Source organism: Caulobacter sp. FV1ye6ST, from assembly GCF_058681225.1.
On sequence record NZ_CM178733.1, the window covers coordinates 2684792 to 2705428 of the forward strand.

General features: G+C 65.7%; 15 protein-coding genes. 11 read left to right on the forward strand and 4 right to left on the reverse strand.

The window, feature by feature from the left end; translation table 11 throughout:
* Positions 1–56: 56 nt before the first annotated feature.
* The 6 genes from ACW175_RS13065 to dnaK all read left to right on the forward strand — a co-directional run bounded on the left by ACW175_RS13065 (position 57) and on the right by dnaK (position 8149).
* Complete coding sequence (locus tag ACW175_RS13065) at positions 57–1439, forward strand: NAD-dependent succinate-semialdehyde dehydrogenase (RefSeq protein WP_492100500.1); 1383 nt, start codon at positions 57–59, stop codon at positions 1437–1439.
* A gap of 75 nt (positions 1440–1514) precedes the next feature.
* Positions 1515–2672, forward strand: coding sequence for an NAD(P) transhydrogenase subunit alpha (locus ACW175_RS13070; RefSeq protein ID WP_492100501.1), 1158 nt, complete (start codon positions 1515–1517; stop codon positions 2670–2672).
* A 19-nt stretch (positions 2673–2691) separates the two neighbouring features.
* A complete protein-coding gene (locus ACW175_RS13075; protein ID WP_492100502.1) occupies positions 2692–3030 on the forward strand; it encodes an NAD(P) transhydrogenase subunit alpha part 2 in 339 nt (112 codons plus the stop codon).
* An 8-nt stretch (positions 3031–3038) separates the two neighbouring features.
* Positions 3039–4487 (forward strand): NAD(P)(+) transhydrogenase (Re/Si-specific) subunit beta, encoded by a 1449-nt coding sequence (locus ACW175_RS13080; protein WP_492100503.1) that lies wholly within the window; start codon positions 3039–3041, stop codon positions 4485–4487.
* Positions 4488–4539: 52 nt separating this feature from the next.
* Positions 4540–5619, forward strand: coding sequence for a zinc-dependent alcohol dehydrogenase (locus ACW175_RS13085; RefSeq protein WP_492100504.1), 1080 nt, complete (start codon positions 4540–4542; stop codon positions 5617–5619).
* A 646-nt stretch (positions 5620–6265) separates the two neighbouring features.
* A complete protein-coding gene (gene dnaK / locus ACW175_RS13090; protein WP_492104958.1) occupies positions 6266–8149 on the forward strand; it encodes a molecular chaperone DnaK in 1884 nt (627 codons plus the stop codon).
* On the opposite strand, the gene ACW175_RS13095 is transcribed toward dnaK, so the two are convergent.
* Entirely contained in the window at positions 8146–8697 is a 552-nt protein-coding gene (locus tag ACW175_RS13095; RefSeq protein WP_492100505.1) for a cation efflux transmembrane domain-containing protein, read from the reverse strand. The genes dnaK and ACW175_RS13095 overlap by 4 nt on opposite strands.
* Entirely contained in the window at positions 8694–13013 is a 4320-nt protein-coding gene (locus ACW175_RS13100; protein WP_492100506.1) for a chemotaxis protein CheB, read from the reverse strand. The genes ACW175_RS13095 and ACW175_RS13100 overlap by 4 nt, the downstream gene beginning before the upstream one ends.
* Before the next feature lie 240 nt (positions 13014–13253).
* Here ACW175_RS13100 and ACW175_RS13105 point away from each other — a divergent pair, with 240 nt between their 5' ends.
* Together ACW175_RS13105 and ACW175_RS13110 are read left to right on the forward strand one after the other, a co-directional pair.
* The gene (locus ACW175_RS13105; protein WP_492100507.1) at positions 13254–13703 is read left to right on the forward strand and encodes a hypothetical protein; all 450 of its coding nucleotides are present in this window, start codon (positions 13254–13256) and stop codon (positions 13701–13703) included.
* A gap of 225 nt (positions 13704–13928) precedes the next feature.
* Positions 13929–14429, forward strand: coding sequence for a response regulator (locus ACW175_RS13110; RefSeq protein ID WP_492100508.1), 501 nt, complete (start codon positions 13929–13931; stop codon positions 14427–14429).
* 335 nt (positions 14430–14764) lie between these two features.
* On the opposite strand, the gene ACW175_RS13115 is transcribed toward ACW175_RS13110, so the two are convergent.
* Together ACW175_RS13115 and ACW175_RS13120 are read right to left on the reverse strand one after the other, a co-directional pair.
* Positions 14765–16399, reverse strand: coding sequence for an oleate hydratase (locus ACW175_RS13115; RefSeq protein ID WP_492100509.1), 1635 nt, complete (start codon positions 16397–16399; stop codon positions 14765–14767).
* A 116-nt stretch (positions 16400–16515) separates the two neighbouring features.
* Complete coding sequence (locus ACW175_RS13120; protein WP_492100510.1) at positions 16516–17163, reverse strand: BON domain-containing protein; 648 nt, start codon at positions 17161–17163, stop codon at positions 16516–16518.
* 384 nt (positions 17164–17547) lie between these two features.
* Here ACW175_RS13120 and ACW175_RS13125 point away from each other — a divergent pair, with 384 nt between their 5' ends.
* The 3 genes from ACW175_RS13125 (at position 17548) to ptcA (ending at position 20628) form a co-directional block, all read left to right on the forward strand.
* Positions 17548–18648, forward strand: coding sequence for an Acg family FMN-binding oxidoreductase (locus ACW175_RS13125; protein WP_492100511.1), 1101 nt, complete (start codon positions 17548–17550; stop codon positions 18646–18648).
* Positions 18645–19481 (forward strand): DUF6544 family protein, encoded by an 837-nt coding sequence (locus tag ACW175_RS13130; protein ID WP_492100512.1) that lies wholly within the window; start codon positions 18645–18647, stop codon positions 19479–19481. The genes ACW175_RS13125 and ACW175_RS13130 overlap by 4 nt, the downstream gene beginning before the upstream one ends.
* Before the next feature lie 133 nt (positions 19482–19614).
* Positions 19615–20628 carry a putrescine carbamoyltransferase gene (gene ptcA, locus ACW175_RS13135; RefSeq protein WP_492100513.1) on the forward strand — a complete coding sequence of 338 codons (1014 nt, stop codon included), beginning with the start codon at positions 19615–19617 and terminating at the stop codon, positions 20626–20628.
* Positions 20629–20637: the final 9 nt, after the last annotated feature.

Consider the following 20637-nt stretch of genomic DNA (forward strand, 5'->3'; position numbering starts at 1 on the left):
CGCGGGCCTACAACGTCATCGCGGGGCCGAACGACACAGCCAACAGGACAGATCTCATGACCTATCAAAGCACCAATCCCTTCAACGGCACGCCCGTCGAATCCTTTGACGCGATGAGCGACAAGGCCCTCGACGCGGCCCTTGCCAAGGCCGCGACCTGTTTCGAGACCTGGCGCCATAAGAGCTACGCCGAGCGCGCGGTGATCATCGCCAAGGCCTCGGCCCTGATGCACGCCAATGTCGACTCCCTGGCCAAGACGATGACCCAAGAGATGGGCAAGCGGATCAGCGAAGCGCGCGGCGAGGTCGAGTTCAGCTCGCGAATTCTCGCCTATTACGCCAAGAACGCCGAACGTTTCCTCGCCCCGGTCAAGCTAAACCCCACCGTCGGCGAAGCCCATATGGAGAGCAGCCCGATCGGGGTGATCTTCGGCGTCGAGCCCTGGAACTTCCCCTATTACCAGCTGGCTCGCGTCGCCGGTCCGCACCTGATGGCCGGCAATGTGCTGGTCGTGAAACACGCAGGGATCGTGCCGCAGTGCGCCATCGCCTTTGAACAATTGCTGATCGAAGCCGGCGCGCCGGCGGGCCTCTATACCAATCTGCTGATCTCCCACGAGCAGGCCGACAAGGTGGTCGATGATCCCAGGGTCAAGGGCGTCTGCCTGACGGGCAGCGTCGCCGCCGGCCAGAGCGTCGCCGCCCGCGCTGGCCAGAACCTGAAGATCTCCTCGATGGAACTGGGCGGCAGCGACGCCTTCATCGTGCTGGAGGACGCCGACCTGGAGAAGACGATCCCCTGGGCGGTCTGGGGCCGGATGTACAATACCGGCCAGACCTGCTGCGCGGCCAAGCGGTTCATCGTCGTCGACGCGATCGCCGACAAGTTCCTGGCCAAGTTCCAGGCGGCGCTCAAGGCGCTGAAGGCCGGCGATCCGATGGACGAGAAGACCACCCTGGGTCCGCTGTCCAGCGAAGCGGCCCTCCTACAGCTCCTGAAGCAGGTCGACACGGCCGTCGCCAAGGGCGCCAAGGTGCTGATGGGTGGAAAACGCATCGATCGTCCCGGTTCGTACATGGAACCGACCATCCTGACCGACATCAAGCCCGACAACCCCGCCTTCCGCGACGAATTCTTCGGCCCGGTGGCGATGTTCTTCCGGGTCAAGGATGAGGCGGCGGCGATCGCCCTGGCCAATGACTCCGACTTCGGCCTCGGCGGCTCGGTGTGGTGCAAGGACACCGCCCGCGGCAAGCGCGTCGCCAGCGCCGTCGAAACCGGCATGATGTTCATCAACAATATCGACTGGTCCGACGCCGAACTGCCCTTCGGCGGCATCAAGAACTCCGGCTATGGCCGCGAGCTGGGCGACATGGGCATCCAGCAGTTCGTCAACAAGAAGCTGGTCCGCGTCGCGTCCATGGACGCCCCGACCTAAGGCGCGACTTCGTACGGCCAACGACCTTGCCCGCCGTTGGCCGTCGATCGCGCGGCAGGGACTGGAGTTCTCGAAATGTATGTCAATGTCGCGGTCCTCAAGGAGACGCAGCCCCACGAACGGCGCGTCGCCCTGACTCCCTCGGTCATTCCCAAATTGATCAAGCTGGGCGCCAAGCTGCACATGCAGGCCGGCGCCGGCGAGGCTGTCCGGCTTCCCGACGCGGCCTTCGAGGATGTCGCGATCCTGGAGGATCGCGCCGCCATGGTCGCCGCCGCCGACGTGGTGCTGGCGGTCCAGCCGCCGGCCCTGGCGGTGGTCGACGCCATGAAGCCCGGTTCGATCCTGGTCAGTTTCATCTATGCGGACAGGGAGCCCGAGCTGGTCAAAAGGCTGCTGGCCCGCAAGATCACCTGCTTCGCCATGGAGCGGGTCCCGCGGATCTCGCGCGCCCAGGCCATGGACGCGCTGTCGAGCCAGTCGGCCGTGGCGGGCTATTATGCAGTAGCGCTGGGCATGACGCATATGCCCGGGGTGCTCCCCAAGATCACCTCGGCCGCCGGGGTCATCGGACCGGCCAAGGTTCTGGTCATGGGCCTGGGCGTCGCCGGCCTGGAGGCCATGGCCACCGCCCACCGCCTGGGCGCGGTCGTCGAGGGCTACGACGTTCGCCCCGAGACCAAGGAGCAGGCCCTGTCGCTGGGCGCCGCCTTCGTGGAGACCGGCGTCGACGCCACCGGCAAGGGCGGCTACGCCCGCGCCCTGACCGCCGAGGAAAAAGCCAAGGTCGACAAGGCCTTGACGCAGCACATCCAGGCGTCCGACCTGATCATCACCACGGCGGCGATCCCAGGCAAGGCGTCGCCCAACCTGATCAGCGCGGCCCAGGTCACGGGGATGAAGCCCGGCTCGGTCATCGTCGACCTGTCCGCCGAGGGCGGCGGCAACTGCGAGGACACCCAGCCAGGTCAGACGATCCAGGTCAGCGGCGTGACCCTCATCGCCCCGCTGAACGTGCCGTCGATGTTGGGCCGCGACGCCAGCGAACTCTACGCCAAGAACCAGTACGCCCTGCTGGCCCTGATGATGAAGGACAACATCATCACCATCGACTGGACCGACGAGGTGCTGGCCAAGACCGCCCTCACCCACGACGGCAAGCTTTGCGACGCCGACGGCGCCAGCGACGCCCCCAAACCCAAGACCGCCAAACAGCCCGCCCAGTCGGCCTGAGCCGGCGCCGGAGAACCCCATGGACCTCTCGATCGCGATGGACGGCTTCGTGGCCGTCTATGTCTTCATGCTGGCGGGCTTCGCCGGCTGGGTGATCATCGGCCATGTGCCGGCCATCCTGCACACCCCGCTGATGTCGGGCTCCAACTTCGTGCACGGCATCGTCGTGGTCGGCGGCCTCTATGCCCTGCTCAACGCCAGCACCGTCCAGGAGCAGGCGATCGGCTTCGCCGCGGTGCTGCTGGGCGCCGGTAACGCCGCCGGCGGCTTCGCCGTCACCACCCGGATGCTGGCCATGTTCCAGACCAGCGACGCCAAGCCCGCCCTCGCTCGCTCGCATCACCGTAAGAAGAGCTGAGGCCCGACATGCTCACCCAGATCCCCGCCTTGATCATCGGCGTAGCCGATCTCGCGGCCGCCTTCCTGTTCCTGTTCGGCCTGCAGCGGATGTCGTCGCCGGCTACGGCGGCGTCCGGTATCTTCGTCGCCGGCGTCGGGATGGTCGCCGCCATCCTCGCCAGTTTCCTCTATGTGTTCAGCGTCAGCGAGGCGGCCAAGCCCCACTTGGCGGTCAATATTGGTCTGGCTCTGGTCGCCCTCGCCATAGGCGGCGGACTGGCCTGGTTGAGCGGCAAGAAGGTCGCCATGACCGCCATGCCGCAGATGGTGGCGCTGTATAATGGCATGGGCGGCGGCGCGGCCGGCGCCATCGCCTCGGTCGAACTCTTCGGCGGCAAGACCTCGGGCCCGACGACGCTCGTCGTCACCCTGCTGGGCGCGCTGATCGGCGCGGTCTCGCTGTCGGGATCCGTGATCGCCTGGGCCAAACTGGACGGCGTGATCAAGAAGCCCCTGAGATTCAAGGGCCAGCAGGCCGCCAACGCCGCGGTCATGGCGGCAACCCTGGCGGTCGGCGGTTGCGTGCTGTTCGCGGTCCTGAGCGGATCGCCACTGCTGCTGGCGACCTCGACCTGGATCTATATCTTCTTCGGCGCCGCTCTAGTGTTCGGCGCGATGATGACCCTGCCGATCGGCGGCGCCGACATGCCGGTGGTGATCTCGATCTATAACGCCCTTACCGGCCTGGCGGTCGGCCTGGAAGGCTTCGTGCTGCAAAATCCGGCCTTGATGATCGCCGGCATGGTGGTCGGCGCCGCGGGGCTGCTGCTGACCCTGCTGATGGCCAAGGCGATGAACCGCTCGGTCTCCAATGTGGTGTTCACCAATTTCGGCGAGGTTCCCAAGGAGACGCAGGGCGCCATCGCGGGCAGCCTGCGGCCGGTGCAGGCGTCCGACGCCGGCATCGCCATGCGCTACGCCAGCAAGGTCATCATCATCCCGGGCTACGGCCTGGCCGCCGCCCAAGGCCAGCAGAAGCTCTATGAGTTCGTCAAGCTGCTGCAGGCGGCGGGCGTCGACGTGAAGTTCGCCATCCATCCCGTGGCCGGACGAATGCCGGGCCAGATGGACGTTCTGCTGGCCGAAGCCGGCGTGCCCTATGACCTGATCTATCAGCTCGACGACATCAATGGCGACTTCGCCGCCGCCGACGTGGCGCTGGTCATCGGCGCCAATGACGTCGTCAACCCGGCGGCCCGGACCGAGAAATCCTCGCCGATCTACGGCATGCCGATCCTCAACGCCGACAAGGCCAAGCAGGTCTACGTGATCAAGCGCGGCGAGGGCACGGGCTATGCAGGGATCAAGAACGCCCTGTTCTACGGCGACAACTGCAACATGGTCTACGGCGACGCCGAGGCCGTGCTGGTGAAGATGATCCAGGCCGTTCGCGGCCTGGGCGCCGCCGCCGCCTGAGTCCCATCGAGGCGATTTCGCCTAAACCGATCTCCCCGAAAAGGATGCCATCATGACTTCCAAAAAGATGCAGGCCGCCGTCGTCACGGCGTTCGGAAAGCCTCTGGAGCTGCAGGAATGGGATGTGCCGACGCCGGGCCCGGGCCAGATCCTGGTCAAGACCGAGGCCTGCGGCGTCTGTCACACCGATCTGCACGCCCGCAATGGCGACTGGCCGCTGAAGCCCAGCCTGCCCTTCATCCCCGGCCATGAGGCGATCGGCCGGGTCGTCGCGCTGGGCGCGGGCGTGACTATCGTCAAGAAAGGCGACCGCGTCGGCGTGCCTTGGCTCTATTCAGCCTGCGGCCACTGCGAGCACTGCCTGGCGGCTTGGGAGACGGTCTGCGGCGAAGCCGAATTCGGCGGCTACACCCGCAACGGCGGCTTCGCCGAATATCTGATCGCCGATCCCAACTATGTCGCCCATATCCCGGACGGCCTGAGCGCCATCGAGGCCGCGCCGCTGATCTGCGCCGGGATCACGACCTACAAGGGCATCAAGGAAACCCGCGCCAAACCCGGCGAGTGGATCGCCATCTCTGGTATCGGCGGCCTGGGCCACTTAGCCGTGCAATACGCAAAGGCCATGGGCCTGCAGGTCTGCGCCGTCGATATCGACGACGGGAAGCTCGCGCACGCAGAGAAGCTGGGGGCCGATCTGGTGGTCAACGCCAAGGCCAAAGACGTCATCGCGGCCGTGAAGGCCGGAACCGGCGGCGGGGCGCACGGCGTATTGATCACCGCGCCGTCCCTGCCGGCCTTCAATCAGGGTGTCGGCATGACCCGCAAGCGCGGCACCTGCGTGCTGGTCGGCCTGCCGCCTGGTGACTTCCCTCTGCCGCTGTTCGACGTGGTGGCCAATTGCATCACCGTACGCGGCTCATTCGTCGGCACTCGCGAGGATATGGCCGAATGTCTAGCCTTCGCCGCCGCGGGCAAGATCAAGGCCGACATCGAACTGCAGCCACTCTCGGCGATCAACGATGTCTTCGAACGGCTGGAGCACGGAGACGTCCCCTCCCGCGTGGTTCTGGATTTCGCCAAGGCAGCCCCGGGGATCGGTGCGGCGCGACGCGAGCTGGAGACTGTGTGAGGCACGCGAGCTCAAGCCGATTTGAAGCCCCGCCGCCCGTGCGGCGGGGCGCGATTGGGTCGCGTTGGCGATACCAGCCGGTTGCGCACAGCCTCGGAAGGTACCCATTCGAGGCAGATTTTCTTCTCCGCAAGCCAGCTTGGATAGGGTGCGTAGTTTCCGGGCCCTGCGTCCTTGCGGGCGCGGCCCCAAGCTCTCCCCTCACCCGCCCAACCAAAGTGGTCGCGCGCCGCGGAGCGGGACGTAACCCGGAGATTGCCATGGTCGCCAAGAGCCTCACCGGCCCCACCGGTGACTTCGCCGAGACCGGCAAGGACACCCGGCCGATCACCACCTGGCCGCCGTATGCGGGATGTCGGTCCTGGACCATGTCCACTTTGCCGCCATCGTCCCGGGCATCACGGCCGAGGCGGTCGCGACCTGCCTGGACCAGGTGCGCGCCACGGCGTTTGCACAGTTCGCGACAGCGTCCTGACGGGGGCGCGCAAGCCAGCCAGCCGCTCTCTGCGTAGTTTCCGAGCCTGATAGGTCCGCCTCGTCGGCGACTAGGATGGGCTTCAAACCGGTCCGGTCGTCGGCGGCAGACAAGGTTGTCGACCGCGATATCCCGCCCCGGATTCTCGACAACCAGCAAGGCGAACGCGTCATGGGCAAGATCATCGGGATTGACCTGGGCACCACCAATTCCTGCGTGGCGGTGATGGATGGCAAGACGCCCAAGGTGGTCGAGAACGCCGAGGGCGCCCGCACCACCCCGTCGGTCGTCGCCGTGCAGGACGATGGCGAGCGACTGGTGGGCCAGTCGGCCAAACGCCAGTCGGTGACCAATCCGGCCAATACCTTCTATGCGATCAAGCGGTTGATCGGCCGCCAGTTCAATGATCCGCTGGTCGCCAAGGACAAGGGCATGGTGCCCTATGAGATCGTCGCCGGCCCCAAGGGCGACGCCTGGGTCCGCGCCAACGGCAAGGACTATTCGCCCCAGCAGATCTCGGCCTTCATCCTGCAGAAGATGAAGGAAGCGGCCGAGGCCCATCTGGGCGAGAGCGTCGATCAGGCGGTCATCACCGTGCCGGCCTATTTCAACGACGCCCAGCGTCAGGCGACCAAGGACGCAGGCAAGATCGCCGGCCTCGAAGTTCTTCGGATCATCAATGAGCCCACGGCCGCGGCCCTGGCCTATGGCATCGGCCTGACCGAGGGCAAGAAGATCGCCGTCTATGACCTAGGCGGCGGCACCTTCGATGTGTCGATCATGGAGATCGAGGATGGCGTCTTCGACGTCAAGGCCACCAATGGCGACACCTTCCTGGGCGGCGAGGATTTCGACCTGCGGATCGTCGATTACCTGATCGACGAATTCAAAAAGGAAACCAGCCTTGATCTGCGCCAGGACAAGCTGGCCCTGCAGCGTCTGCGTGAGGAGGCCGAGAAGGCCAAGAAGGAACTGAGCAGCGTCCTGCAGTACAGCGTCAACCTGCCCTTCATCTCGATGAACGCCGCCGGGCCCGTCCATCTCAACATCAAGCTGACGCGGGCCAAGCTGGTGGCCCTGGTCGAGGACCTGATCACCAAGACCATCGGGCCCTGCGAGCAGGCGCTCAAGGACTCCGGCTACAAGGTCTCGGACATCGACGAGCTGGTGCTGGTCGGCGGCATGACGCGGATGCCGCGGGTGCAGGAGGTCATCAAGGCCTTCTTCGGCCGCGAACCCCACCAGGGCGTCAATCCCGACGAGGTCGTGGCCTTGGGCGCGGCGATCCAGGCCGGCGTCCTGCAGGGCGACGTCAAGGACGTGCTGTTGCTGGATGTCGCGCCCCTGACCCTGGGGATCGAGACCCTGGGCGGGGTGTTCACGCCGCTGATCGAGCGCAACACCACCATCCCCACAAAGCGCAGCCAGACCTTCTCCACGGCGGCCGACAACCAGTCGGCGGTAACCATCCGGGTGTTCCAGGGCGAGCGACCGATCGCGGTCGACAACAAGATGCTCGGCCAGTTTGACCTGGTCGGCATTCCGCCGGCCCCGCGCGGCGTTCCGCAGGTCGAGGTCACCTTCGACATCGACGCCAACGGCATCGTCAATGTCGGGGCAAAGGACAAGGCGACCAACAAGGAGCAATCCATCCGCATCCAGGCCAATGGCGGCCTCTCGGACGGCGACATCGACAAGATGGTCAAGGACGCCGAGGCCAACAAAGCCCAGGACGACACGCGCAAGCAGGTCGTCGAGGCCAGGAACCATGCGGACGCGACCTTGCATTCCAGCGCCAAGGCCCTGGCCGAGCATGGCGACAAGGTCCCGGCGGCCGACAAGACCGCGCTCGAGACCGCGCTTGCGGAGCTGACGGCCGTCAAGGACGGGGATGACGCCGAGGTGATCCGCGCCAACACCCAGACGCTGATCGAGGCGTCGATGAAACTGGGCGAGGCGATGTATGCCGCCCAGCAGGGCCAGGCCTCAGCCCCTGGCGAGCCGGCGGCCGACGACAACGTCGTCGACGCCGAATTCGAGGAAGCCCACCCCTAGTCTTTAGCTTTGTCGTCGGCCGCCGCGCCAAGGCGCGCGCGGCGCGAGGCGCGAAACGAGAGGTCGGTCTGCGGCTTGATGAACAGCGCCACCACCTGCGGATAGGCGGCCCGAACCTTCTGCTCGACCGCGATGACCTGGGCTTCGATCTGGCCGGTGCGCATCTCGTCGGCGAACTTCAGACTAAGGGCCACAAGGATCTGGTCGGGCGCCAGTTGCACGGTGATCAAGCCGTTGGCCCCGGTCACGCCACGACAAAGCTCCAGAATAGAGCTCGCGGCCATAGCCCAGGGGATGCTCGATATCGGCCCGCCGGTCGGACCTGCGGATGCCGTAGAGCAGCAGAACTCGTTGAGCGTATCGACGAAGGAGTGAACGGCCTCGCTGGTCATGGCCGAACTGCCCGTCCAGGCCGCCGCCGCGGCCTGGGTCAGGGCGACCAGGAGGTTGGCGGCCAGCGCCGCGTATAAGACCCCCTTGGGCGAAAGCGGCGTACGCCAACGGCGTCGGACGGTAACCCCGTACGCGTCGGCTTTGGACGCTGTCATGCCGCGGCGAGCGCCAGCCTGGCCAAGGCCGGAAGCGATTTGGCTCCGGTCTTCTTCATGATCGTCGCGCGATGATTTTCGACCGTGCGCTGGCTGATGCCCAAATCGGCGGCGATGTTCTTGCTGGGGTGACCGGCCAGCACCAGGTTGAGAATCTCGTGCTGGCGCGAGGTCAGGCTGGCGATCTTGGCGCCCGCGCTGATGCGCCAGGCCGAGGAACTGGTGGCGTCGTGCGCCTGGTCCAGGGCGCGCGCCACCGCCGCCAGCAGATCCAGGCGCGCGATCGGCTTTTCGATGAACTCAGAGGCCCCCGCCTTCATCGCCTGGACAGCGATCGAGACGTCGCTGTGGCCGGTGATCATCATGGTCGGGAGATGGTGACCGGCTGCTGACAGCTGATGAAGCAGATCCAGGCCGCCCATGCCGGGCAGATAGGCGTCGACCAAGAGGCAGGCTTCACGTCCCGGCTTGAAGGCGTGCAGGAAGGCTTCGGCCGTGTGAAAGGCTTCCACGGCGATGTGCTCGTCCTCGAGCACGCTGCAGATCGCCGCGCGAACGCTATCGTCGTCGTCCACGACATAGACGACCGGGGCGTCCACGTGGTGTTCGAGCAGCTCGACCGGCTGACCCGCCGCCGCGCTGGCAAGGAAACCCTGGATCAGGCGGTTCAGTTGGTGAAGCTTGACCGGCTTGCTGAGGTGGACGCAAGCCTGCTGGGCGATGTCGCGCAGCGTGCCGGCGGAGATGTCCCCGGTCAGGATCGCCACGGCGACCTGACGATGCAGGGCGCCGCGCGCCTGAGCAGCCAGTTCCAATCCGTTCATGCCGCCCGGCAGATTGAAGTCCGACAGGACGATATCCGGCGCGATGACCCGATGCGCCAGCAGTTCGAGCGCTTCGAGCCCATCGACCGCGGCCATGACGGTGTGGCCCTCGGCTTCCAGCAACTGCCGCAGCAGTTCACGAATATCCGGATCGTCGTCGACGACCAGGATCGAGCCTATCCGCTCGGCCGTCTTGACCGGGGCGACGATGACGTCCCGCGCCGCGAGGCGACGTGTCGCTCCGGTCTGTGGCCGATCGACGTCAATGCAGAACACCGAGCCGCGCCCGGGTCGTGACTGGACCCGCACGGCATGGCCCATCAAGTCGCCCAGGCGTTTGACGATCGATAGGCCCAGCCCAAGTCCGCGGCTTCGCTCGCGGGCGGCGTTATCGATCTGGTGGTACTCATCGAAGATCGCGCCCAGTTGGCTCTCGGCGATGCCCATGCCGGAGTCCCAGACCTCGATACGGACCGTGTCGTGGCTGCGGCGGCAACCGAGCAGGACCTTGCCCTGCTTGGTATATTTGAGGGCGTTACCCAGCAGGTTGCGGATCATCTGCTCGAGCAGACGTGGATCGCTGTCGACCCAGAGCGTCGAGCGAACCTTGACCAGCTCCAGGCCCTGGGCCCTGGCCTGGTAGGAGAACTCTGCCTTCAAGCGCTCAAGGATGTCGTTGACCGGGAAGACGGCCTTATCGACCTGGAGGGTGCCCGCCTCGATCTGGTTGATGTCCAGAAGGGTGTTGAGCATCCCGGCCATGGCGCCCAGGGTTTCGTCCAGACGCGCGACGAGACCCTTGGCGCGGTCGGTCTCGACCAGCTTGGCCAGCAGCCCCTGCAGCAAGGACAGAGCTTGGAGCGGTTGGCGCAGATCGTGGCTGGCGACCGCCAGGAAGCGGGACTTGGCGCGGTTGGCGGTGTCGGCGACCTGCTTGGCCTCCTCCAGAGCGCGCGCGACATGCTTGCGCTCCGTGATGTCCGTGAAGGTGATGACGACACCCTCGACGCCGCCATCATGCGCCCGATAGGGCAGGATCCGCCGGACGAACCACAGCCCCTCTTCGGCTTCGATCTCCTGCTCGATCGGCACCAGCCCGCTGAGCACCACCTTGGCGTCGGCGAGCAACTGGTCGTCCTCGGTGTGCGACCTCAGGTCGGCCAGCGGGCGGCCGACGTCTCCGGGCAGGACGTTGAACAGGAGCTTGGTGGCCGGCGTGAAGAAGCGGATCCGCAGGTCGCGATCCAGGAACAGGGTCGCCAGATCGGTGCTGTAGAGGACGTTCTGCAGGTCATCCATGGTGGTGCGTTGGCGCTCCAGGGTCTCCTGCAGCTGGCTGTTGAGCGCCGTCAGCTCTTCGTTCAGCGACTGCAGCTCCTCCTTGGAGGTCAGCAGTTCCTCATTGGTCGACTGGAACTCCTCGTTGACCGACAAGGCGTCCTCATTGATCGCCTTTTGCTCCTCGTTGGACAACTCCAGGTCCAGGAGCGCGCCGCGCAACTCGGCCTTGGTCGCCTCAAGCTCGCGCTCCAATTCCGCCTCACGACCCGCGCTCGCCTGGCCGACAGCCCGAGCGGACACTACGGCCTCCCCCGGCTTTTCGATGAAGCAGACCAGGAACAGCGTATCCTCGCCGTTGCGCACAGGCTGGACCTCGAGCCTGAAGCGCTGGGTGCGACCGTCATGCTCGATGTGTCCGCCATCCAGACGGACGCGGGCGCCTTCCAGGCCCGCCTGGCGGATCGCCGAGCGCAGCTTCACCCGAATGCTCGTGGGAACCATGGCCAGGAGATCCTGGGTCGGGTGCCCCACCGGGACGTTCAGATAGGAGTCGATCGCGCCGGTCAGATAGAGGCACTCGTGCTTGCTGGTCACCAAGGCCGCGGCCGGCATGAAGTTGGCTAGCAGTTGCTCTTTGCAAAGCTCGGCGAGCGCGGCTTGGCGGGAGGGTGCGGCCGACGCGGTGATGTGGGTCTTGGCGAAGGTTCTATCGGCGTCTTGGAACAGGCCGCTCAGGTCGCCCGGACGCGCCACGCCGACCTGGCGATAGAGCCGCTCGGTCTTGGCGATCGGTTCGAACTGGCCCTTGGCGTAGCCGGCGGTTTCCGCCTTGCCCAGCAGCAGGACGCCGTCGCCGCGAAGTCCGAAGTGGAACAGCGATACCGTCTTGGCCTGGGCGTCGATGCCCAGATAGATCAGCACGTTGCGGCAAGACACCATGTCCAGGCGCGAAAACGGCGGGTCGCCGAGGATGTCGTGGACCGTGAAGACGATGGTGGCGCGCAGTTCGGCCGAGACCCTGTAGCCGTTGGGCTCCTTGACGAAGTAGGCCGCGAGCCGCTCGGGCGACACGTCGCTGGCGATGGAGAGCGGATAAAGCCCTTCGCGCGCGAACGCGATCGCGCCGGCGTCGATATCAGAGGCGAAGATCTGCGGCTTTGATGTCAGGCCGGCCGCCTTCAGGGCTTCGAGACACAGGACGCCGATGGAATAGGCTTCCTCGCCGGTGCTGCAGCCCGCCACCCAGACGCGAAGCGAACGATCTGGATGAGACGCCACCAGACCGGGCACCGTCGTCTTGGCCAGAAACTCGAAAACCTTGGGGTCGCGGAAGAAGCTGGTGACATGGATCAAGAGATCCTTGGCCAGGTCCTCGACCTCGGCCGGGTCGCCCTTCAGCGTCTCGAGATAGGCCTGGATCTGCGTCGGCTTCAGCGACGCCATCGCCATGCGACGCTCGATGCGCCGGGTCAGGGTGCCTGGCTTGTAGGCGCTGAAGTCATGCGGGGTCTTGCGCCGCACCAGATCGATGATCGCTTCAAAGGGGTCGGCGAGGACCGGCTTGGCGCCCGCCTGGGCCGTCTGGGGCGCGCCGTCGCGATGGGCGATCAGCGCGTCCGCCATCCCCATGATGGGCAAGACCAGATCCACCTGGCCGGTGGCGATGGCGCTGGCGGGCATGCCGTCATAGGCCGCCTCATCGTCTTGCGCGATCACCAAGCCGCCCGCCGCCTTGATGGCCCGCAGGCCCGCCGCCCCGTCCGCGCCGGTTCCGGAGAGCACGATGCAGGCCGCGCGGTCCTTGCGTTCAAGGGCGAGCGCGTGAAGCAGGAAATCGAAAGGCAAGCGCGCGCCGCGCGCGCCCGTCGGGGCGGTTATTTGAAAGAGCCCGGCCTTCAAGGCCAGGAAATCCCCGGGTGGAATGACATAGACATGGTCAGGCTGGATCGCCATGCCCTGCGCGGCCTGCTGCAGAGGCATCGGGGTGCAGCCCGCCAGCAGGTTGACCAGCAAGCTATCGTGGCTTGGGTCCAGATGCTGAACCAGGACAAACGCCATGCCCGTGTCAGCCGGCAAGGCTCTCAACAGTGCACGAAACGCCTCCAGACCGCCCGCAGACGCGCCCACGGCCACGACTAGGAAGGGCTTATGGCGCAGCGTCGAAGGCCGCGGCGGGCGGGCCGCGGTCGGTGTGGAGCGGCGACCGGGCATGATATGTCTCTGGGCGGTTGCGATATCCGATTGGACACGCACCCTGTATCTAGCGCACAGCGCCGCGATAGAGTTGCTTTAAATCAATATATCATTTTGACCGACCCGCGACACATCAAGACTTGTTCGGACGTAGTTTCCTGGGGTCGAGAACGGCCCGAAATCTGGCGTGAGTAATTTCCGAGCCTGATCGAGGCTTCTCAAAATCTTCTAGTTTGCGGTTTGAACAGGAGATCCACCATGAAATTCGCTCACCTCAGCCCTCTCGCCGCGTTCGTGGTCATGGCCGTCGCCTCGCCCACCTTCGCGGCCAAGGCGCCGGCCGCGCCGGTCAGCGCCACCGCGACCTTCACCGGCGACCTGATCGCCGTGGGCGTCGGCTATAGCTGGGGCAAGGGCGTCCTGACCTATCAGGGCAAAACCTATCCCTTCAAGGCCAAGGGCGTCACCGCGCTGGGCGCCGGCGCCGAGAAGATCACCGGTACGGCCGAGGTCTACCACCTCAAGGCCCTGACCGACTTCAACGGCGTCTACGGCTTGGCCGGCGCCGGCGGCGCGATCGGTACGGCCGGCGGCGGCACGGCGGTCCTGAAGAACAACAAGGGCGTCGAAATCCGACTGCACGCCCAGGACAAGGGCCTGGAGATCAACCTGGCGGTCAGCGGCGTCGACATCACCCTGGCCAAATAATTCGCGGTCCGTCCGTGAGGCCATCCCACCGGCCATGGCGGCATTTGGACCCGATTGGAGAGCGCTCGCCGTCGAGAAGCGGCGAGCGCCGACTTCGCCAAAAGCCGATGAGTCGACGGTAGATCGTCCAAGGATCGAGCGAGTGTTGCGCGGCGTTCTCGCCCGGCCCGCTGGCGCGACCTGCCCGTCCACGACCCGTCCACGATCGCCCCTATGAGGTCTCCCATGTCCAATACCGTTCCATCCGCCTTGCCGGAGCCGTCCGCCGTCTTCAAAATCCTCCAGGCCGCCGAGACCGTCTCGGCGCAAACCCAGGCGGCCCAGGCCTGGCTCAACGAGGGGGGCGCGGTCGGGGAGCCGGACGTCATCAATCCCTTGCGGATTCTGCTGGTCGAAGATGACGCGATCATCGCCGCCCTGACGGCGGAGACCCTGCAATCGATGGGTCATGAGGTTTGCGCGATCGCCGCGACCGAAGCGGACGCGGTCTCCGCCGCCGCCCGCGTGCGCCCGGACCTGTTGATCGTCGACGCCCATCTCAACCAGGGCAGCGGCGTGGCCGCCGTCCGCCGGCTTCTCCTCGATGGTCCTGTGCCGCACATCTTCATCAGTGGCGATGTGCTCAGCGCCCAGCAGCTGGACGCCAGCGCGATCCTCTTGCAGAAGCCGTTCCAGGAAAGAGATTTGGCCCGCGCGATTGCCCAGGCCTTCGCCCCCATCCCATGACACCGCCCTGCGCGGCAAGACCGCGAAGCCCGCAACAGGCGGGTCCTGGCTGTCGCCAAATAGCTCTCGCCCGTTTGCGCGACGCCGCAAGACAATCACGCGCGCACAAAATGCCAGCGCGATCACCTTGGCTTGGAAGGCCTTGCCAACCTTGAGCACAGGCGGGTGACGGGCTGGTTGGGCTTTTCACGGCGCTTGCGCTCGTCCCCGCGGCCGTCGCGACAGACTTGACGAGGAAACACCTTGGCTAAGGCCTTTGATGAGGTCGGCTCCTCGGTTGGCCGACAACTGGCGACGCCCCAACCGTTATCGACGGTTCATCGGGGCCGTCAGCGTCAGGCGTGCAGGTCGTGCAAAGCCCGATAGGCTTTGTAGAGCACGCGCGGATCGTACTTGCCCTGATAGACGGCGGGTGGCGTGCGATCCAGCCCCAGCAGCGCATAGACGGCCGTCTGGGCCGCGCGGATGGAATACTCCACGGTGAACACCACATCCTCGGGCAGCTCGCAGAACTGGCCAATGAAGGCCAGGTTCTGGCTGCCCTTGGGAACGACCAGGGGCCGGTCGCCCTTGGCGCGTTTCAGAAACTGGCTGGTGATGAACGGCATCATGCACGGGATGCAGGTCGAGGTCTCCAGGATCTTGGCGGACTGCGCCTCGATGCGCAGATGGCCCAAGATCTCGGTCATGATTTCCGCGCCGGTACAGGCCGACATCGGCGTCTTGACGAAATCCCCCGGCTTGTCGACCGACAGGCCGTAGCCCCAGAAGACGGCGACATCGCCCGGCTGCCCGATGAAATGGGGCTGGTGGGGGATCACGATCGAGGCCAGCCAGCTCGACTCCGGAAAGGTGATCAAGCCGCCTTCGCCCGGGACATTGCCGGTCAAATCCAGCACCAGGCGCAAGAAGGTCGGATCGCGCAGGGTCGTTGTGAAGGAGACCCACTTGGACTCGTCGATGTGGTCGGCGAAGGCCGAGGGGTTGCCAAACTCCGGCCGGCCCGCGGCCAGGGTCTCCCAAAGCCCCCAGGCGCCGCCATCGGACTTCTCGCGTAATTGTGGCGCGCGATCCATGGCTCCGAGATCCGAGCCCTCGGTCATTGAACCCAGGGTGATCAAGGCCAGGTCGCCGGCGGCCAAGGCGATCGAACCGGCTTGCCCCATGCGGTCATATTCGATGTCGGTGACGGTGATCTTGCCGCCGGCGTCGCTCAAGCCTAGGTCGGTGACGCGAGTGTTGTATTCAAAGATCACGCCCCGATCGGTGAGCCATTTCCCCAGGGGCCGCACCATCGAGTCGTACTGATTGTAGACCGTGCGCATGATCCCCTGGAGCCGGTCGAAGCCATCGACCATGTGGGCGAACCGCACCAGGTAGCGCTTGAATTCGACCGCGCTGTGCCAGGGCTGGAAGGCGAAGGTGGTGCACCACATGAACCAGAAATCGGTCTGGAAGAACGAGGGTTCGAACTGGTCGCTGATGCTGGTGTCGCGCAGCTTGCCTTCAGGCTCGAGCGCCAGGCGTTCGATCGTCAGGATGTCGGCCTCGCTCAGACCGAAGGCCGGCGCGGTCTGCCGCTTGCCATTACGCATCAAGCGCGACTTGGAGGACGTCTTCATCGTCTCGTTCCAGGCGAAAGTCTGCTGGGTGACGGTCTGGCTGTCGTCGAGGGTCGGAATCGAGGCGAAGAGATCGAAGGTGCACAGGTACTTGCTTTCCAGCATCCGGCCGCCGCGCAGGACATAGCCTTCCTTCGCCGATCCAGCCCCGTCGAGGCTGCCGCCCAGCGTGTCGGACTCCTCAAGGATCGTGATGTTGTGGCCCAGGACATCGCCATCGCGGATCAGGAACGCCGCGGCGCTGAGCGAGGCGATGCCGCCGCCGACCAGATAGGCCTTGATGGCGCTGCGATCAGCCTCCCGATCAGACGGCCCCTTGGGGGCGGCGCTATAGCTTTTGAGCGTCATGTCCGGTCGTCCTTAGGGCAGTCGTGGAAGCATCGGGTTATGCGATGCCGTCCGCCTGGCGCGAGGCGGCGCCGATCCTGCTGGCCTGAAAGCCAGGCCAGCAGGGGTCGCGGTCGTCAGGCGATGACGAGATCGTTTTCGACGACGGTCGCGCCGGGCGCGGCCCAGGCGGTGTTGCCCGCCAAGGTGCGCTCGCTCCAGGAATGGACCGTGCCGCTGAGCTTGACCTTGCCGCCGTCGGCCGTGACCTTGACGTTGGACGGGTCGAACCACGAGCGATGCAGGGCGCGGGTGATATCGCCGCTCACGTCGGCGGTGTTGACCCGCGACTTGACCTTGATCTCGTTGGTGACGCCGACCACGCCCCAGAGCTTGCGAACGTCCTGGGCGGCGGCGTCGTGCTCGAAGTGCCAGTGAACCTCGCCGGTCAGGGTGACCCAGCCGTTCTGCACGGTGGCCTTGACGCTATCCTTGGGAATGGTGGAGTCCCAAGCCAGGCGGGAGACAATGGCGGCGGCGATGTCTTCGTCCGTCCGCTTGACGTCGAAGGACAGCTTCACCTCGATCTCGTCGGCGATCGCCTTGACACCCTTGACCCGGCGCGCGGCCGCTTCGGCGGCGTACTTTTCGGCGAAGGTTTTCACGTGGCCCATCAGGCTGATCACGCCGTCGCGGGCGGTGACGCCGATGTGGGCGGCGCTGACGCTCGGCTCCCACAGCAGTTCGGCGAGAACGGATTCCTTCAAGAGGGTGTCGGTGGTCATGGCGATCTCCAAGTCCAGGGTGAGCGGGCCGTCCGGCACCTTGCCGATCGCCCCTAAGGTCCGAAGGCCCGTGGTCGCCCCAAGCACAGGACAGGCTTGCGGAGAAGCGACGGGACTGAGCCTTGATAGCGAGCCCTGTGCGATGGTCTCAGGATCGGAAATTACTCAATCCGATCGGAACCTTCGCCTTAAGCATTGAGTAACCGACGGCCAGGCGCGACGTCGGCGGTCAAGCCCGCTGGCGGTGACGCCTCCATGCCGAAGGACGGGCGCTAAGTAGTTTCCGACCCTGCCAGCGGCGCCCTCCGGCCCTAGGCTGCGCCATCGGCTCGTCCCGCGCATAGCCACCGAGAGTGCGTCATCGATGACATCGCAGAGGATAGAATGATGGACCGGCGAGGCTTGCTCAGCGCAGGTGGGGCCGTGGCATTGGCGGGGCTTGGCGGCGGATTCTATGGCCTGCACGGCATGGGCTCGATGGCGGAATATAACACCGCGGTGGCCGCCAGCCGGGCCGCCCTGCGCCAAACGCCGGCGATCGGCGACCTCATCCGTTTCGCGACCCTGGCGCCCAGCGGGCACAACACTCAGCCGTGGCGGTTCCGGCCGGGGCTCAATGAGATCGACATCCTGCCGGACTTCGCTCGCCGGACGCCGGTCGTGGATCCCGACGACCATCACCTCTTTGTCGGGCTTGGCTGCGCGGCCGAGACCCTGGCGATCGCGGCGGCGGCCAGATCTATCCCCGGCGACATCGGCTTTTCGGCCGAAAACGGCGGTTCTCTCAAATTTGCTTTCGGCGCGGGTCAACGGGCAGAGCCTGCGCTGTTCGACGCCATCGCCAAGCGACAATCGACACGCGCCGTCTACAGCGGCGAGGCGGTTTCGGTCGATGACTTGCGCGCCCTTGCCAAGGCGGCGATCGTCCCCGGAGTCGATCTTGTGATGATCACCGACCGACCGGGGATCGACCGGGTGGCGCAACTGATTGTCGCCGGCAATAGCCAACAGATGGCGGACCGGGCGTTCCTCGAAGAACTGAAGACATGGTTGCGGTTCAACCCCAGACAAGCGCTGGAGACCGGTGATGGCTTGTTCAGCGCGACAAGCGGCAGTGCGATCCTGCCAGGTTGGCTTGGGCCGAGGATGTTCGACCTGGCGTTTAAGGCCAAGTCCGAGAATGACAAATATGCCCGTCAGCTCGCCTCATCGGCCGGCGTCGCCATCTTTGTCTCGCAAGTGGAGGACAAGGCTGATTGGATCGCCGCCGGGCGCGCCTGTCAGCGCTTCGCGCTGCAGGCCACGGCGCTTGGCCTTAAGCACGCCTTCGTCAACCAGCCGGTCGAGGTCGCCAGCTTGCGTCCAGAACTGGCCAGCCTGGTGGGCCTGCCGGGCCGTCGTCCAGATTTGGTTATGCGCTTTGGTCATGGCGCCGCGCTGCCCTACGCCGCCCGCCGCGCCCCAGAACGGACGTTGGTCGCTTGAGGAGATCCAGTTCTCCCTCCCACCGCGACGTCGCAAGCCAGGAGCCCAGACGCAGCGGGGCGCCGCCGCCCTCGGCCGTCTTTGATCTGGCCTCGCGACTGGGCGCGGCCTCGCCGGACGATGCGCCAGCCGTTGAGCTCACGCAAGCCGGCCGCATGAAGGCGAAACTCGACAGCGCCGCGTGGATGGCGTTCACGGCGCGCCAAACCCTCTCGACCCAGCACTGCGCCTTCGATTGGCGGGCGAAATTTGGCCGCCTTGGCCTTCTGGCGGCGCGCGACGCCCTCGTCGCCGGAGAAGGCTGCTTCGAGCTCACGGCGCTGGGCCTCATTCGGCTTGCCCGCGCCAAGCCCTCATCCGCGCTCATACGCGGCGAGTTGATGCGCTATCTGGCGGAACTAGCTTGGGCGCCAGGGGCCCTGCTGGGCAACAGCGGCCTTCGCTGGCGGGCCAACGGCTCCGATCAGCTTATCGTCGGCGCCGGCCCCGAAGACGCTACGGTCGAAGTGACCCTAAACCTCGACGCCGAGGGGCGGATCGCCAGCGCGTTCGCGCCCGATCGCCCGCGTTCGGTCGGCGCGAGCTTCGTGCCGACGCCTTGGCGCGGTCGCTTCTTCGACTACCGCCGTCACGAGGGCCTATGGCTGCCGTTCGCGGGCGAGGTGGCCTGGATCATCGAAGACCAGGACGTCGTCTATTGGCAGGGTCGTCTCACGCAATGGCGGCGCTTCGACCCTGGAACCGATCCCCCGTCGCTTGTTCCGAAAAGGACAGAGGTCGACGGCGATTTCAGCGCCTTCCAACATGGCCCGCCAGCGCGGGACAATCGGTAACTCATGGGTAGTTTCCGAGGCTGCCGGTCGCCCTGCCCGCGCCCCTAGAACAGCCAGACCGACCCGGTGCGTTCAGGGCCTCGCGCCCCGGCCGCTGCACGTCGGCCAAAAACCCTCATGAAACGGCCCCAGCATGTTGGCTAAGCCCAGGCACTTCATCGACACCCAGGACTTCTCGCGCGCCGAGCTCCTGCGCCTGATCGATCTGATCGGGCTGCTCAAGGCCGCCGACAAGGCCGGCGCCTGTCCCAAGCTCCTGGCCGGCGCCTCGCTGGGCATGATCTTCGAAGAACCCTCGACGCGGACGCGTATCTCCTTCGAGGTGGCGATGACCAAGCTCGGCGGACATGCGCTCTATCTGAAGCCCGGCGAGATCCATCTGGGCGTTCGTGAAAGTCTGCGTGACACCGCCCAGGTCGTCAGCCGCATGGTCGATGTCATCGAGGCCCGCGTGCTCAAGCACCAGACGGTGCTGGATCTGGCCGCCAATTCCCAGGTTCCGGTGCTCAACGGCCTGAGCGACTATAATCATCCCACCCAGGTGGTCAGCGACGTCTTCACGATGATGGAGCACAGCCCGCCGGGAAAGCCGATGAGCCAGGTCAAGGTGACCTTCGTCGGCGATGCGACCAATGTCTGCTCATCGCTGATGATGATCTGCACGCAGATGGGGATGCACTTTACCCAGGCCGCTCCGGCCCGCTATCAGGCCCCTGAGGCCTGGCAAGTCATCGCCAAGGCCAACAACCAAGCCTCCGGCGGTTCGCTGCGCATCACCGACGACGTGGTCGCCGCCGTTAGCGACGCGGACTTCATCTATACCGATCTTTGGTGGTGGGTCGGCCAGGAGGCCGAAATCCCTGACCGCCGCGCGGCCTTCATGCCAACCTATCAGGTCAATGAGGCCTTGCTGGCCAAGGCCCCGCCGAGCGCCAAGTTCATGCACTGTCTGCCCGCCTCGCGCGGCGTGGAAGTCACCGACGCGGTGATGGATGGCCCGCAATCGATCATCTACGACCAGTCGGAAAATCGCCTGCACACTGAAAAAGGTTTGCTGGTCAGCTTCGTCTATCCACGCCTGCAGCCGGCGTCGCCGACCCTGGCCAACTATCACCGCGGCCTGATCGAAGACTTTCTTGTCCGCTGACCTCAAGGA

Bases quoted from the DNA above. Each gene is read 5' to 3' on its own strand.
- ACW175_RS13065 (WP_492100500.1), top strand. From the start codon at position 57: ATGACCTATCAAAGCACCAATCCCTTCAACGGCACGCCCGTCGAATCC.
- ACW175_RS13070 (WP_492100501.1), top strand. From the start codon at position 1,515: ATGTATGTCAATGTCGCGGTCCTCAAGGAGACGCAGCCCCACGAACGG.
- ACW175_RS13075 (WP_492100502.1), top strand. From the start codon at position 2,692: ATGGACCTCTCGATCGCGATGGACGGCTTCGTGGCCGTCTATGTCTTC.
- ACW175_RS13080 (WP_492100503.1), top strand. From the start codon at position 3,039: ATGCTCACCCAGATCCCCGCCTTGATCATCGGCGTAGCCGATCTCGCG.
- ACW175_RS13085 (WP_492100504.1), top strand. From the start codon at position 4,540: ATGACTTCCAAAAAGATGCAGGCCGCCGTCGTCACGGCGTTCGGAAAG.
- dnaK (WP_492104958.1), top strand. From the start codon at position 6,266: ATGGGCAAGATCATCGGGATTGACCTGGGCACCACCAATTCCTGCGTG.
- ACW175_RS13095 (WP_492100505.1), bottom strand. From the start codon at position 8,697: ATGACAGCGTCCAAAGCCGACGCGTACGGGGTTACCGTCCGACGCCGT.
- ACW175_RS13100 (WP_492100506.1), bottom strand. From the start codon at position 13,013: ATGCCCGGTCGCCGCTCCACACCGACCGCGGCCCGCCCGCCGCGGCCT.
- ACW175_RS13105 (WP_492100507.1), top strand. From the start codon at position 13,254: ATGAAATTCGCTCACCTCAGCCCTCTCGCCGCGTTCGTGGTCATGGCC.
- ACW175_RS13110 (WP_492100508.1), top strand. From the start codon at position 13,929: ATGTCCAATACCGTTCCATCCGCCTTGCCGGAGCCGTCCGCCGTCTTC.
- ACW175_RS13115 (WP_492100509.1), bottom strand. From the start codon at position 16,399: ATGACGCTCAAAAGCTATAGCGCCGCCCCCAAGGGGCCGTCTGATCGG.
- ACW175_RS13120 (WP_492100510.1), bottom strand. From the start codon at position 17,163: ATGACCACCGACACCCTCTTGAAGGAATCCGTTCTCGCCGAACTGCTG.
- ACW175_RS13125 (WP_492100511.1), top strand. From the start codon at position 17,548: ATGATGGACCGGCGAGGCTTGCTCAGCGCAGGTGGGGCCGTGGCATTG.
- ptcA (WP_492100513.1), top strand. From the start codon at position 19,615: ATGTTGGCTAAGCCCAGGCACTTCATCGACACCCAGGACTTCTCGCGC.